Source organism: Natrinema limicola JCM 13563, from assembly GCF_000337475.1.
Lineage (GTDB): Archaea > Halobacteriota > Halobacteria > Halobacteriales > Natrialbaceae > Natrinema > Natrinema limicola.
This window is the reverse complement of sequence record NZ_AOIT01000059.1, coordinates 31,177-44,442: the sequence shown is the minus strand read 5'-3', so window position 1 is coordinate 44,442 and position 13,266 is coordinate 31,177. Positions and strand designations below refer to the sequence as shown.

Genomic DNA, 13,266 nt, shown 5'->3' with positions numbered 1-13,266 from the left:
GTCACGTCGGCTTCCCGAACGAGCGTCTCGGCGGTGGCGCGGTCCTCGGGGGCCAAGCGCGCAAACGGTTCGGTCTCGATCGCCTCGACGCCCAGTGAGCGAGCGGTTTCGGCTGCAGCGTCGCCGCTCGAGACGGGACCGAGCGTCACGTCGATCCCCGCGGCCTCGAGTCTGGCGACCACGCCGGCTGCGGCGGTTCCTGTCCCAAGGACGTGAACCCGGTCCGGACGCGACGCCGGCTCCGGCTCGCGGGCGTCTGCCAGCGCCGTCACCGTCTCGGTTCCCGTCACCGGATTCTGTGTCACGACCGCGTTCGCGTCGAAGGAGTCGGCCAGCGCGTCGCCGGTCAACACCGTCGCTGGTGGGCCGTCTCTGGCGACCGTGCCGTCCGACAGCAACACCAGTCGATCGCAGTACCGCGCCGCGAGATCGAGGTCGTGGATCGCTGCGATCACGGTTCGGCCCTCGTCGACCAGCTCGCGGACGAGCTCGAGCGTCTCGACCTGATGGTTGACGTCGAGACTCGCCGTCGGCTCGTCTAACAGCATGACTGGCGTCGCCTGGGCGATCGCCCGCGCGAGGACGACCCGCTGGCGCTGGCCGCCGCTTACCTCGTCGATCGGTCGGTCGGCCAACTCCGCCGTCCGGGTGCGCTCTAAGGCGCGCTCGACGACAGCATGGTCATCAGGTGTCGCCGACGAGAACCGCGAGCGGTGTGGATGACGCCCCATTTCGACGACGTCGCGGACGGGAAACGAAAACGACAGCGATGTGTCCTGGGGCACGACCGAGACGAGCCGACTCGAGGCCCGCGACGGAAGATCGTGAACGTCGGTCCCGTCGATCGCGACAGTGCCTGAATCGGGCTCGAGCGCGCCGCTGATCGTCCGCAACAGCGTCGTCTTTCCGGCCCCGTTGGGTCCGACGAAACCGACGAACTCGCCCGGCTCGATGGTGAGCGAGACGGCCTCGAGTACCGAGAGGTCGCCAAACGACAGTGAGACATCTTCGACGGTGATCGTCGCTGGATCCGGCCGCGGCTGCTCGTCGTTCTCGAGGTCGGAATCGGCCGCATCGATGGGCCGCCCGGGCTCGGTCATACCGAGTGCACCTCCCGGCGGCTGAGCAGGAACAGGAAGAAGGGTGCGCCAAGCGCTGCCGTGATGATCCCGACCGGAACGACGGCCGGACCGGTCCGAGCGAGGGTATCGGTCGCCACCAGGAACGATGCGCCGGCGAGTGCGCTGGTCGGCAACAGGATCCGGTGGTCCGGCCCCACGATCAGCCGCATGATGTGTGGCACGACGAGGCCGACGAAGCCGATGACGCCTGCAACTGCGACGCCGGCAGCGGTTACGATGCTCGCAAGCACGAGCAAGAGGAGTTTGGTCCGCTCGACTTCCACGCCGAGGTGGTGGGCGTCTTCCTCGCCGAGCAACAGAACGTTCAGCTCTTGTCGGAACGCACAGAGCGCGAGAATGCCCGCCAGCGTGATCGGGAGAGCAAATCCCACGTCTCCCCACTGGCTGTTGTTGAGATGCCCCATCATCCAGTAGACGGCCTGTCGCAGCGAGTCACCGCTATGGACGACCATATACGAGATCATCGCACCGAGAAACGTCTGAATCGCAACGCCGGCGAGCAATAGCGTCGCGACTGGCGTTCGGCCACCCTCTGTCGCGATGGCATAGACGAGAAACGCCGTTGCGAGCGCGCCGAGAAAGGCCGAGACGTGGAGGCTTCCGAAGGGGATGAGCCCCGGAAAGACGATCGCCGCGACCGCACCCGCTGCGGCACCCGAGGAGACGCCGATAATCGACGGATCCGCCAGCGGGTTCCGGAAGAACCCCTGCATCACCGTTCCCGCAGCGCCGAGTGAGAGCCCAACGGTCGCCGCGAGCGTGATCCGTGGCAGTCGAATGTCTTTGACGATGATCTGGTGTGTCACCGGTACGTCGAACGAAAAGACGGTCGCGTACTCGAGCCCCAGAGTCGGAACGGAGACGCCGATAACGGGAAGCGACGCACTGCTACTCGTCACGCCGACAGGGACGACGACCGCGTTTAACATCGCCATCGCGACGGTCACGACATCGATCCTGACCGGTCCGAGTGCGGCGCTGGTGAGAACGACCGCGACGAGCAGGACGAACAGCCCCGCCGACCACACTGCTGTCCGACCCGATCGATACATACCCGACAACCAACCTTGCAGTAGGCAAATATTTGTTGAAGTAGGGTTGAGGTGGGAGCGATGCGACGCCACATAACCGTCCTGTTTGTCCTGCTAATTGTCGGTTCCGCGGTTGCGCCCACCGCCGCTGGGCAGTCGAACGCTGACGCTGAATCGACCGTCGACGTTTCGTGTGAGTTCCCCCTCAAGCTGACCGATGCGACCGGCACGACCATTACGCTCGAGGAGCGCCCTGAATCGATCGTCACGCTACAGGCCAGCGACACGCAGACGGTGTACGAAATCGGTGCCGAGGACCGTCTGGTGGGGATGCCCTACAGCTATGCAACCAGCGATTTTGACCGCGGTGATCGTGTAAACATCGGTGACGGCTGGACGGTCAAGCACGAACAGGTGATCGATCTCGATCCCGACATCGTGCTAGCGGCGAACGCGACGAAGGACGGCGACATCGAGCAGCTTCGGAACGCGGGCCTTACCGTCTATCAGTTCAGCGACGCCGAATCGCTCGACGACGTTCGTGAGAACGTCCGGACGGCTGGTAAACTCACCGGCGAGTGTGACGGTGCCGAAGAGACGATCACCTGGATGGACGAGCAACTCGAAATCGTCGAACGAACGCTCGAGGGGGCGGACCGCCCGACGGCGTACTACGCGATGGGTGATGGAAACACCGCCGGGTCGGGAACGTTCATCAACGAGGCCCTGACGACGGCCGGTATAACGAACATCGCAGCGGAGGCCGGTATCCAGTCCTACGGCCAGATCAACCCAGAAACGGTCGTCAACGAGAGCCCCGCCTGGATCGTCTATCCGAACGACCGAGAGCAGGTCCCGATCCACGAGTCGGTCACGGCGACGCCTGCCTACCAGAACGACAACATCCTCCCGGTGAACGCAAACTACATCAGCCAGCCCGCGCCACGGGTCGTCTACGCGATTACTGACATCGTCAAAACGGTCCATCCGGAGGCCTACGAAGAGGCGAGCGCGGAACTCGACGCCGCACCCGAGGACGACACCATGTCGGACGACCAGCAAAACGACAGCATTCCTGGATTCGGCGTTCCTGCCGCCCTCGTCGCCCTGCTTGCTGCCATCGGATTCGTCGCACGGCGACGATAACGCGGGCAGGTAGAGTCACGCTTCTGATTCGTTTCGGTCGTCTTCTCGACGGCAGCCGACGTATCGTTTTGAAAAGGGTTTACTCGCCGGACCGCCCAGAGGGGCGCATGGTCGAGAACGTCATCTGGCCCGCTTATCTCGATGCGGACCTCTCGCGGAGCGACGGACGGCGCGTGTCCCAGGACTTGGCAGTCGAAGAACCGACGGTCGACGAAATCGCAAAGGCCGTCCAGCAGATCGGGTACGACGCCACGATCGAGCGGGACAAGGCGTATTCCCGGGAGCACTGGCTCGACCGGGGCCGGGTCGTCGTCCGCGGAGCCGACGACTCGACGAAAAACGACCTCGTGCAAGCCGTCGCGGCGTACGTCGTCGCGATGCGCGAGTGAGATGCGCCGGATCGGCGCAGTCGTCCGCACGGCACAGGGACTTGCGGTACTCCGCGCGGATGCCGTTGACGACGAGACAGCCGAGGCGTACCGCGACGAGATCGGCACGATCGTCCTCGACGACTCCCTCGAGGAGGTCGGCCGCGTCGTCGACGTCTTCGGACCCGTTTCGCAGCCGTATCTGGCGGTGACGCCGGACGATGACGTCCACCTGCCGTCGCTGGTGAGCGCGACGCTGTACGCGCGGTAGTGTCGGTGCGACTGCGTCCGCGGTGGTCGCGTCTCGCGACTGCGGAGTGGAAAAGCCAATAGGAGCGGGATGCGAACGCCGCGACATGAACGATCGGATGCGGGTCCTCGTCGCCGTTGGCACGACAGTCCTGCTCTTTCTTGGCGTCCAGCTCGGCGCGCTGGCGCTGGTCGAGCCCTTCGACGAATCGGGTCGGCAAGCCGTTGAGAACCCTCAGAATCCGACGAACAGCATCCTCTACTTCGGGGTGATGCTCGTCGCGACCGGGCTGATGCTCGCGGCCTTTAAATACGACCTCGAGTGGCTCATCCGGCTGCTGATCGTCGGCGTCAGCGTGATGATCTCGTGGTACGTCTTCGCCGAACTCGTGCCGGCACTGCTCGCGCCGCCGCTCGCTGCGGCTGTAGCCGACGCGCTCGCGATCGTCGTCGCGCTTGCCGTCGGCGCAGCGCTCCTATTGTACCCCGAGTGGTACGTCATCGATACAACGGGCGTCGTGATGGGTGCCGGTGCTGCCGCCCTGTTCGGGATCAGCTTCGGCCTGCTGCCGGCGCTGCTGTTACTCGCGGTACTGGCAGTCTACGACGCCATCAGCGTCTACGGCACCGAACACATGCTCGACCTCGCCGAAGGTGTGATGGATCTCAAGATCCCCGTCGTCCTCGTCGTCCCGATGACGCTGTCGTACTCCTACCTCGCCGACGGCAGCACCGACGACGTACTCGAGGACGATCGCGAGACCGACACGAGCGCTGCTGACGGCGGCACCGAACAAGACATCGACGCCAGCGCTGCCGACGACGCAGGAGCCCTCGACCGCGACGCGCTGTTCATCGGCCTCGGTGACGCCGTCATTCCGTCGATTCTCGTCGCCAGCGCGGCGTACTTCCTCGAGGTCGAGGCTGGGACGATTTCAGTGCCCCTGATCGCGCTGAACCTGCCTGCACTCGGCGCGCTGGTGGGAACGATCGCCGGGCTGCTCGTACTCATGTACATGGTCCTCAAGGGCCGACCTCACGCCGGCTTACCGCTGCTCAACGGCGGCGCGATCGGCGGCTATCTGCTCGGCGCGCTCGCGAGTGGGCTTTCGATCGCGACGGCACTCGGGTTCTAGAACTAGAGGTCGCACATCGAGACGCCCTGAATCTCGAATCGAGCGCCGCCGTCTTCACCTGTCGTCACCGAAACTGACCAACCGTGTGCGTCGGCGACTTCCCGAACGATCGCGAGCCCCAGTCCAGAGCCATCCGTGGTCTCTCCCGCTCGCGACTCACTGTCGTCGGCCGAATACCCCGATTCGAACACCCGTTCGCGGCGATCGGGTGGAATCCCTGGGCCGTCGTCTTCGACGTAGAACCCGGTAAACGCAGTGTCGCCTGCATCCGTCCTCGAGTGCTCGAGCGGGCCGACCTCGACGGTCACGTCGTCGCCAGCGTGTTCGACCGCGTTCCGAAAGAGGTTCTCGAAGAGATGGCTCACTAGCGACTCGTTCGCACGGATCGCGCCGGTCACGACGACCTCGACGGTCGCTGACTCCGTATGGACGTGTGCCCAGGCGTCTTCGACTGCCATCTCGAGTGGGATCGCCGCTCGCTCGGCCTCTGTGACCTCGTCGATCGTCACGAGCGCCAGCGCGTCGTCGATAATCGACTCCATGCGCTCGAGTGACGAGCGCAACGAACTGCGGTCGCCGTCGTCGGATCTGAGGTCGACGTTGTTGTCGCGCTCGAGGGAGTGAGTCTTAGCCAGCGCGACCGACAGCGGGTTTCGCAGATCGTGTGAGAGCAGTTTTGCGAACCGCTCCATGCGCTCGGCTTGGGCCTGGGTTCGTTGCTCGAGGCGGCGACGTTCGGTGATGTCGACGTGCATGACGAGGACGAACCGCTCGCCCGCGTGATCGTACGGCGTCGCCCGCATCATGAACCAGCGCTTGCACTCGGGCGTGTGACAGGGGTACTCGAGGCTGAACGCCTCGCGGTCGCCGTTTGCGACCGCCCGAATCCCGCGTGCCGTCTCCGCCGCCTCGTTAGCGTTGCTTCCCTCACAGACCGTGAGGTAGTTCGTGCCGACCCCGCCTGCCGCGTCAGACAACCCCTGCTCGTCGCCGAACGCGTCCCATGCCCTGTTGGTGTAGACGATTTCCCCCATCTCGTCGAGAATCGCCACGTGTGCAGGCATGGCATCGAACCCTGCGGTGACGACCGACCGAGAATCAGTCATTATCGTCTAGAGACGCGCCACCTACTTGAGCGAGGAGGTAACAGGTACGTATCCTTTCACGACCTCGGACGAGACAGCCTCACTCCCCCGATGGCAGCCGGTAAGTCGCCCCCTCGTCGGTATCTTGGACTTCGATGCCGAGGGCCTCGAGTTCGTCGCGCAACTCGTCGGCACGCTCGTAGTTGCCGACGTCGCGTTCGGCCTCGCGCACGTCAAGGACGAGTTCCACAACGTCGCCGGCGAGCGTGGCCGTGCCCGTCGTCTCGCCCCTAAAGGACAGTCCGAGGACGCCACCCAGTTCCTCGAGCGTCTCGACGGCGCGTCGAAGCCCGCGGTAATCGTAGCCGCCCTCGCCGTCGGCATCACCGCCGATCGCCTCGAGATGGCGGTTGATCGCCGTCGCGACCGACAGCAGTGCAGACTGCGCCTCCCGGGTATTGAAGTCGTCGTTCATTGCGGTCGCAAACGCCTCGCGCGCACTGTCGATTTCGTCGCGCAGCGACTCGTCCGTGGCTTTCGCACTCGCCTGTGGCGAATCCAGCACGTCGACGGCGGCCTCGTAGGCCCGCTCGAGTTGGTCCCAGCGTTCCTGTGCCTCGGCGATCGTCTCGTTGGCGTACAGCTGTTTGCTGTTGTACGACCCCGCGGTCAGGAACGTCCGCATGACGTTCGTCCCCCAGCGGTCGATCGCCTCGTCGACGGTGACGAAGTTGCCCAGACTCGAGGACATCTTCTCGTCGTCCATCTGGAAGAGTTCGCAGTGGAGCCAGTAGTTGGCGAACTGCTGGTCGGTCGCGGCCTCGGATTGGGCGATCTCGTTTTCGTGATGCGGGAAGACCAGATCCCGACCGCCGACGTGGAGGTCGAGCGTCTCGCCCAGATGAGTCATACTCATCGCCGAGCACTCGATGTGCCAGCCGGGCCGGCCCTCGCCCCACGGCGAGTCCCAGGTCAGGCCCTCGGGCGGAGTGTCTCCGTGGTCGACGCCCTCGTGGCTGTGTTCGTCGATCGCGTCGGGGTCGACGCCGTCGGCTTTCCAGAGTGCGAAATCCGCCGGATGGCGCTTCTCGGTGCGCTCGTCGGGATCACCCTGTGACTCGATCTCGTCGAGTTCCTGATTCGAGAGTTTGCCGTACTCCTCGAACCTGGTCACGTCGAAGTAGACCGAGCCGTTGGATTCGTAGGCGTAGCCCTTCTCGATCAGGGTCTCGACGAGATCGATGACCTCGGGGACGTGTTCCGAGACGCGTGGATACACCTCTGCGCGCAGGAGGTTCAGCGAGCGCATGTCGTCGATCGTCCGCTGGATGTAGGTCTCGGCCACCTCGCTTTCGCTTTCACCGAGGTCGTCCTCGCCGATTCGGGCGACGATCTTCTCGTTGACATCGGTGAAGTTCTCGACGTGACGCACGTCGTAACCGAGGTGCTCAAGCCAGCGGTGCATGACGTCGACGTGGACCCACGAGCGTGCGTGGCCCAGGTGTGGCGGGTCAGAGACCGTCAGGCCACAGTAGTAGAGCAAGACGTTCTCGGGGTCCTGTGGCTCGAACGGCTCTTTTTCGCCCGTCAACGTGTTCGTCACGTGCAGGGTCATTACGCTCATTTCCCCCGGCCGAAAGTTAAAGCGTGTGATGCCCTCCGGACCCGACGGCCGGCCAGTCCCGGCAGTGAGACGTGCTGACCGTCGCTACGGCTCGGCGCACTCGACCCGTGGCAGCAAGAACCGGACGACGTTTCCACGGGGCGTGTTCTCCTCGAAGACGAGTTCGCCGCCCAGCGAGTCGACACACCACTGCATCACCCACAGCCCGATGCCGGAACCGTGGTAGGTCGCACTCGCCTCGACGTCCTCTCTGAGAACGTCGATCTCGACGTCAGGGATCGGTGGGCCGTTGTCGCTGACAGCGATCTCGGCCTGTCCAGTGGTCGAATCGATGGCGACCGACACCTCGATGGACGGGACCTCGTGGTCGTTGTGCTCGATCGCGTTGTCGATGGCGTGAGTGATCGCGTGCCGAAGGCCCGTATCGGCATTTACACAGACGTCGTCCTGAATATCGACGGTTATCTCGGCCGCCGTCGCGTCTGCTCGCGCCTCCGCGACGATCGCTTCGACCAGTTCGCCGATGTCCGTGGGCGACCGCTGCGTTGCGTCGGGCGTTGCGATCTCCTCGATCTGGCGAATCGAGTCGCTCATCGTGCCGATTTCCGACGCGATCTCGCGGATCGTTTCGACTTCCTTCTCGAGCGTCTCTTCTTCGACGGCTTGTTTGAGACGGTCGGCATACCCCATGAGTACGTTCGTCTCGTTTCGAAGGTTGTGTCGAACGACGCGATTGAGGAGCCGCAATCGACGCTCCCGCGCCTTGTACTCGGTGATCTCCCGAACCTCGGCGATGACACACGTGGTGTCGTCGATCGTCGTCCGATTGAGCCGGACGCGAATCCAGACCAGTTCACCCGTAGGTCGTTCGATCTGCCACTCGAACACTTGCGACTCGCCGGCGGCAGCAGCGTGCAGTCGGTCGACCGCTTCGTCCTGGGAAAACGTCGTCGATGGTGCTGTGAACTCGCCGATTTCCATCTCGAGGATGTCCGCTCGAGAATACCCGTATAACTCCTCGATCCGGTCGTTTATGTCGAGAGCTGCGCCGGTTTCCGGGTCGCGTAAGACGATGCCGACCCCGAGATCGTCGAACGCTGCCGGTAACGACACGCCCTGGGAAAGCCCCATATAACTTCCCAGAAAGTGTGGGTATAAAAAGTCATAACCAACAGAAGTAGCCTCCCGCGATTATCTTCGTCGGTCGAATGCCCTCATCCGGATTGTGCACCCACACGCTCGAGCGCGTCCTCGACCGCCCGCAGCGCGTTCGCACCCTCGAGTCGTTCGACGACGATCACCAGGGCGTTTCCGGCGACGCCGGCTGCAGTCGGCGACAGCTCCTCGGCGGTAAGTCGTGCAAGTACGGCCGCGAGCGCGGCCGAATCGACGTCGCCGTCGGCGACGATGGCGGTCTGATCGCCGTCGACGGGACCGAAGGCCTGCCCACCGACCGTCAGGAGTGCGTCGGCATCGCCGCTCGCGTCCTCGAGCGGGCCGATCCCGCTTTCCATCCGCACACGGACGTCTCGCGACTCGGTCTCGTAGGCCGGTAACTCCTCGGCGTATCGGCGCAGCGCCGTCGCAATCGCATCGGTCTCGCCGTCGACCGCGAGAGAGCGAGCGGCGGCGGTGTAGTTGACGACGCCGGCCCGTAGCGCGGTTCGGAGGAACGGCCGACGATCGACTGCCCGGCGCGTCTCGGCTGCCAGTGACATATCGGGGACGGCGTCTCGAGCCGGCATAAAGTCGCCGTCATCGCCGCTCTGATTGCGGTCGCACGGACCGATGCCCGACAGTATATACCGCTCCAGTCCCTCGTCACAGTCATGAGCGAGTCCGAGTCGGACCAGTCCCCCGAGGACGCCGTTCGCGAAGCGGTCACGCTGTTCCTTCGCCGCAACTTCCCCCAGATCGAGGGGCACGGCGGCGACTCCTCGATCACCGAGGTCGACCTCGAGGAGCGCCACGTCGGGATCAATTTGCATGGCGCGTGCAGCGGTTGTGGGGTCAGTTCGATGACGACCCAGGCGATCCAGCGGCGACTCCCGGCCGAGATCGACGCGATCGATCACGTCACCGTTACGACTGGCCTCGACGGGCTGAGCGAGCAGGGATCGTCGGGTCCGGACGTGCCGCCGGATGTCCCGTTCTGAGCGTGTGACCGTGTCGCTGGCCGCGACCGCGGCGTTTTTGCCTCGAGCGCCATATCCTTTCCGTATGAAGCCAGCAACCGTCGAGGAACTTATCGAATCGAATCTCGAGGACGCCGAGGCGACGGTCACCCACGCCCGCGATAAACACGACGAGGACCACCTCGCCGCGACGGTCGTCTCGCCGGTCTTCGAAGGGCTGTCGTTGGTTCAGCAACATCAGCAGGTCTACGATGCACTCGACGAGCACATGACGACCGACATCCACGCGCTCGAACTGTCGACGTACACGCCCGACGAGTACGACGAGCTCGAGGCTGATCAGTAGCCGGGCCCGAACTGGCCGCGCGGTCGTTACTCGCCGGGCCACTCGTCGGCGGCGAGTGGCTCACCCTCGAGGAAGGCCGCAATGCCTTGGTTCGCGTCTTCTGTCGTACAGAGCGTTGCGAACTGCTCGTTCGAGTACTCGAGTGCCTCGTCGTAGTCCAATTCGACCATCTCGTAGAACGCCCGTTTCCCCATTTGGACGCCCATCGGGCTCTTGGAGGCGATCGTTTCGGCCAACTCCATTGCTACCGTCAGGTGGTCTCCCTCGGATGCGACGCGATTGATCAGGCCCCACTCGAGGGCTGTCTCGGCGTCGATCAACTCGCCGGTTAGGATGAGCTCGAGACACCGCTTTCTGGTGAGTGTCTTCATCAGCGGGACGGCCGGCCCCATACAGAACAGGCCGACCTTGGGTGCTGTCGCGCCGAACTTGGTTCCCTCGGCGGCGACGGCCAGATCGCAGGCCGCGACCAGTCCGATCCCGTTGGCGGCGGCGTGGCCGTGGGCCGCAGCGATCACGGGTGTTCGCATCTCGGTCAGGGTGTGAAACGGTTCTTCCATCCGCGCGACCCATGCCTCGTATTCCGACTCGGTCTCGTGGTCCCCGTGTTCGGAGAGGTCGATACCGGCCGAGAAGCACTTGCCTGCGCCGTCGACGACGATCGCACGCACGTCGTCGTCTTCGTCGAGTGCGTGCAGCGCCGCGTCGAGATCTTGCGCGAGGTTGGTGCTGAACGTATTCATTGCCTCGGGACGGGCAAGCGTGATTCGCCCGACGTGATCGTCTCGGCTGCAGTCGACGGTCTCCCACTGCTCGGTCGTGGACGTCTCGGAAGCCATGTGAACTGATTGACTGGTGAGTGTGATAAATGATGGCGCTCCTCGCGACCGCATACCCTCGGAGCGCCCACCGTTGAACCGTAGCTTTATCCACGATAGGTGACATATTCCTGCTATGGAAACCCTCCATCCCCGCATCAGGCTCCTCTGGATCGCCCGTGGGGCGCTCGCCGCGGTCGTCCTCGGCGTCGTCCTCGTCGCCGTCAACCAGTTGCAGTTCTCCGTTCCGCTGCCGGCGATCGGTGGCGTCGTCGTACTCGGACTCGTCATTGGGGTCGGCTATGCCCTCCGGCGCTACCAGATCTGGCAGTTCGAACTGCAAGACGACGCCCTCTACCTCGAGCGTGGCGTCGTCACGTTCATCGAAACCGCCGTTCCGTTCGTCCGCGTCCAGCACGTCGACACGCAGTTTGGCCCCATCGAGCGTGCCCTCGGCCTCTCGAGCGTCGTGGTCTACACAGCGGGCTCCCGAAACGCGGACGTGCGCATTCCAGGGCTGACGCCGGATCGCGCACGGGCGCTGCAGAATACGCTTCGCGAACTCGCCGTCGAGAGCGAGGCCGACGATGCCGTCTGAGACGAACCGCTTGCATCCGCTCAGCGCGGTGACGCTGGCGCTCCAGCGGGGCCTCACCGGGCTGTCGATGCCGTTTTTCGCCGTGATGATCCTCTCGACGGTTTTCGACGGCGTCGACATCGACTGGCTTTTCATGCTCTCTCCGATCGGATTCGTCGTCGGGGTCGGCTACGGCATCGCGTACTACTATCGGTTCACGTACGCGATCACGTCGCGGACGTTCGACGTTACTTCGGGTGTGCTCTCCCGGCGCTCGCGCGAGATTCCGTATCGGCGTATCCAGAACGTCGACGTCTCCCAGGGCGTCTTGTACCGCATTTTCGGGCTCGCTGTCGTCTCCCTCGAGACTGCCGGCGGCGGCGAGACGGAGGCGACGCTGAACTTTGTCAGCGAGGCCGAAGCCGAACGGCTTCGCGCCGAGATCCGCCGGCAAACCGCTCGAGTAGACGGGGCGAGCAGCGACGAGCGCGCGGCACCCGCCGCCGGCGTCGACGAGACGACACGCCACGACCGCTCGCGCTCTGATCGCGGGCCGACGCTCCTGTTCGAACTCGAGCCGACGGAACTGCTGGTGTATGCCCTGACGTCGTTCCGGTGGGGCGCGGCGGTCTTCCCGATCGCGCTAGTGATCTTCCTCACGAGCGCCGATTCCGGCTCGGGGCTGGTTCCTGCGTTCGTCCTCGAGATCGCACGTCCCATCGGCGGCCCGGCGTCACTCGACAGTGCCACGGTCAGCTCGCTGCTCATCTTGGTCGCGGTCACTTCGCTCCAGTGGGCGGTCGCGACGTACGTCGCGAGTGCGATCTACACGGTCGCGAACTACTACGGGTTCCGCCTCGGTCGAGCGGGTGACGACTTCGTCTACGAACGGGGCCTGATCCAGCGCTACAGCGGCTCGATCCCCGTCGACAAGGTCCAGTCAGTCTCGATCACCGAGAACCCGCTCCAGCGGTTGGTCGGCTACGCCGGCCTCTGGGTCGAAACCGCCGGCTACGGTCCCGAAAGCAGCGGCGGCAGCCAATCGGCCGTCCCGCTTGCCGAGACCGACCGCAGCTATCGCTTCGCCGAGAACCTCACCGGCGTCGAAACGCCACGGTTCCAGCGGCCGCCGACGCTGGCTCGGCGGCGGTATCTCGTCCGCTATTCTCTCATCGCAGCCGTCGTCGTCGCCGTCGCCTTCGGGCTCGCACAGGTCACGGGCCTCGAGCGCTGGTATCTCGCCGCGGCCGTCTTCGTCGCGGTACCCATTGCTGCCCATCTCAAATACGTCAACCTGGGCTATCACGTCGGCGACGACCATCTCGTGATCCGATCAGGGTTCTGGAACCGCAGAACAATCGTGATCCCCTACTATCGGATTCAGACGGTCTCGACGCGGCGGTCGATCTTCCAGCGCCGGCTCGGACTGGCGTCACTCGCCGTCGATACGGCTAGCTCACGGACGTTTTCCTGGGGGACGCCGACAGTTCCCGATCTCGAACTCGAGACGGCCCGCGAGCTCCACGGCAGTGGCCGGGAACGGCTCCAGTCAGCCGTCCGTGAGCGCGCTCGCTCGGACGAGACTGGGCTTTCGGTGGATTTTACCTGA

General features: G+C 64.5%; 15 protein-coding genes. 8 read left to right on the top strand and 7 right to left on the bottom strand.

Features of this window, described 5'->3' with window-relative positions:
* On the bottom strand, positions 1-1,100 hold a 1,100-nt coding region (locus C476_RS14935; protein ID WP_008014415.1), incomplete at its 3' end, for a heme ABC transporter ATP-binding protein.
* Positions 1,097-2,194, bottom strand: a complete 1,098-nt coding sequence (gene btuC, locus C476_RS14930; protein ID WP_049911926.1) for a vitamin B12 ABC transporter permease BtuC — start codon at positions 2,192-2,194, stop codon at positions 1,097-1,099. The genes btuC and C476_RS14935, both read right to left, overlap by 4 nt.
* A gap of 60 nt (positions 2,195-2,254) precedes the next feature.
* Between btuC and C476_RS14925 the strand changes: the two genes are divergently transcribed.
* The 4 genes from C476_RS14925 to C476_RS14910 all read left to right on the top strand — a co-directional run bounded on the left by C476_RS14925 (position 2,255) and on the right by C476_RS14910 (position 5,072).
* A complete protein-coding gene (locus C476_RS14925) occupies positions 2,255-3,319 on the top strand; it encodes a PGF-CTERM-anchored ABC transporter substrate-binding protein (RefSeq protein ID WP_008014412.1) in 1,065 nt (354 codons plus the stop codon).
* A 107-nt stretch (positions 3,320-3,426) separates the two neighbouring features.
* Positions 3,427-3,708, top strand: coding sequence for a signal recognition particle subunit SRP19 (gene srp19 / locus C476_RS14920; RefSeq protein WP_008014410.1), 282 nt, complete (start codon positions 3,427-3,429; stop codon positions 3,706-3,708).
* A 1-nt stretch (position 3,709) separates the two neighbouring features.
* Positions 3,710-3,958: an H/ACA ribonucleoprotein complex subunit GAR1 gene (locus C476_RS14915; RefSeq protein WP_008014409.1), complete on the top strand. Its 249-nt coding sequence runs from the start codon at positions 3,710-3,712 to the stop codon at positions 3,956-3,958.
* A gap of 85 nt (positions 3,959-4,043) precedes the next feature.
* The gene (locus tag C476_RS14910) at positions 4,044-5,072 is read left to right on the top strand and encodes a presenilin family intramembrane aspartyl protease PSH (RefSeq protein ID WP_008014408.1); all 1,029 of its coding nucleotides are present in this window, start codon (positions 4,044-4,046) and stop codon (positions 5,070-5,072) included.
* 2 nt (positions 5,073-5,074) lie between these two features.
* On the opposite strand, the gene C476_RS14905 is transcribed toward C476_RS14910, so the two are convergent.
* The 4 genes from C476_RS14905 to C476_RS14890 all read right to left on the bottom strand — a co-directional run bounded on the left by C476_RS14905 (position 5,075) and on the right by C476_RS14890 (position 9,499).
* Entirely contained in the window at positions 5,075-6,178 is a 1,104-nt protein-coding gene (locus C476_RS14905; protein WP_008014407.1) for a PAS domain-containing sensor histidine kinase, read from the bottom strand.
* 79 nt (positions 6,179-6,257) lie between these two features.
* Positions 6,258-7,772: a cysteine--tRNA ligase gene (gene cysS / locus C476_RS14900; protein ID WP_008014406.1), complete on the bottom strand. Its 1,515-nt coding sequence runs from the start codon at positions 7,770-7,772 to the stop codon at positions 6,258-6,260.
* Between the two features lie 93 nt (positions 7,773-7,865).
* On the bottom strand, positions 7,866-8,912 hold the full coding sequence (locus C476_RS14895) for a PAS domain-containing sensor histidine kinase (RefSeq protein WP_008014405.1): 1,047 nt from the start codon (positions 8,910-8,912) through the stop codon (positions 7,866-7,868).
* An 83-nt stretch (positions 8,913-8,995) separates the two neighbouring features.
* Positions 8,996-9,499 carry a DUF7523 family protein gene (locus C476_RS14890; protein WP_049911923.1) on the bottom strand — a complete coding sequence of 168 codons (504 nt, stop codon included), beginning with the start codon at positions 9,497-9,499 and terminating at the stop codon, positions 8,996-8,998.
* A 111-nt stretch (positions 9,500-9,610) separates the two neighbouring features.
* On the opposite strand from C476_RS14890, the gene C476_RS14885 reads away from it, so the two are divergent.
* Entirely contained in the window at positions 9,611-9,937 is a 327-nt protein-coding gene (locus tag C476_RS14885) for a NifU family protein (RefSeq protein WP_049911922.1), read from the top strand.
* 64 nt (positions 9,938-10,001) lie between these two features.
* Entirely contained in the window at positions 10,002-10,262 is a 261-nt protein-coding gene (locus tag C476_RS14880) for a BolA family protein (RefSeq protein ID WP_008014402.1), read from the top strand.
* Positions 10,263-10,288: 26 nt separating this feature from the next.
* Here C476_RS14880 and C476_RS14875 read toward each other — a convergent pair whose 3' ends face one another.
* A complete protein-coding gene (locus C476_RS14875) occupies positions 10,289-11,101 on the bottom strand; it encodes an enoyl-CoA hydratase/isomerase family protein (protein WP_008014401.1) in 813 nt (270 codons plus the stop codon).
* A gap of 115 nt (positions 11,102-11,216) precedes the next feature.
* On the opposite strand from C476_RS14875, the gene C476_RS14870 reads away from it, so the two are divergent.
* Both C476_RS14870 and C476_RS14865 read left to right on the top strand, forming a co-directional pair.
* The gene (locus C476_RS14870) at positions 11,217-11,678 is read left to right on the top strand and encodes a PH domain-containing protein (protein WP_008014400.1); all 462 of its coding nucleotides are present in this window, start codon (positions 11,217-11,219) and stop codon (positions 11,676-11,678) included.
* Complete coding sequence (locus C476_RS14865) at positions 11,668-13,266, top strand: PH domain-containing protein (RefSeq protein WP_008014398.1); 1,599 nt, start codon at positions 11,668-11,670, stop codon at positions 13,264-13,266. The genes C476_RS14870 and C476_RS14865 overlap by 11 nt, the downstream gene beginning before the upstream one ends.

Coding starts and splice junctions, on each gene's coding strand:
- C476_RS14925 (WP_008014412.1), top strand. CDS start 2,255: ATGCGACGCCACATAACCGTCCTGTTTGTCCTGCTAATTGTCGGTTCC.
- C476_RS14905 (WP_008014407.1), bottom strand. CDS start 6,178: ATGACTGATTCTCGGTCGGTCGTCACCGCAGGGTTCGATGCCATGCCT.
- C476_RS14875 (WP_008014401.1), bottom strand. CDS start 11,101: ATGGCTTCCGAGACGTCCACGACCGAGCAGTGGGAGACCGTCGACTGC.
- C476_RS14915 (WP_008014409.1), top strand. CDS start 3,710: ATGCGCCGGATCGGCGCAGTCGTCCGCACGGCACAGGGACTTGCGGTA.
- btuC (WP_049911926.1), bottom strand. CDS start 2,194: ATGTATCGATCGGGTCGGACAGCAGTGTGGTCGGCGGGGCTGTTCGTC.
- srp19 (WP_008014410.1), top strand. CDS start 3,427: ATGGTCGAGAACGTCATCTGGCCCGCTTATCTCGATGCGGACCTCTCG.
- C476_RS14880 (WP_008014402.1), top strand. CDS start 10,002: ATGAAGCCAGCAACCGTCGAGGAACTTATCGAATCGAATCTCGAGGAC.
- C476_RS14885 (WP_049911922.1), top strand. CDS start 9,611: ATGAGCGAGTCCGAGTCGGACCAGTCCCCCGAGGACGCCGTTCGCGAA.
- C476_RS14870 (WP_008014400.1), top strand. CDS start 11,217: ATGGAAACCCTCCATCCCCGCATCAGGCTCCTCTGGATCGCCCGTGGG.
- C476_RS14895 (WP_008014405.1), bottom strand. CDS start 8,912: ATGGGGCTTTCCCAGGGCGTGTCGTTACCGGCAGCGTTCGACGATCTC.
- C476_RS14910 (WP_008014408.1), top strand. CDS start 4,044: ATGAACGATCGGATGCGGGTCCTCGTCGCCGTTGGCACGACAGTCCTG.
- C476_RS14890 (WP_049911923.1), bottom strand. CDS start 9,499: ATGTCACTGGCAGCCGAGACGCGCCGGGCAGTCGATCGTCGGCCGTTC.
- C476_RS14865 (WP_008014398.1), top strand. CDS start 11,668: ATGCCGTCTGAGACGAACCGCTTGCATCCGCTCAGCGCGGTGACGCTG.
- cysS (WP_008014406.1), bottom strand. CDS start 7,772: ATGACCCTGCACGTGACGAACACGTTGACGGGCGAAAAAGAGCCGTTC.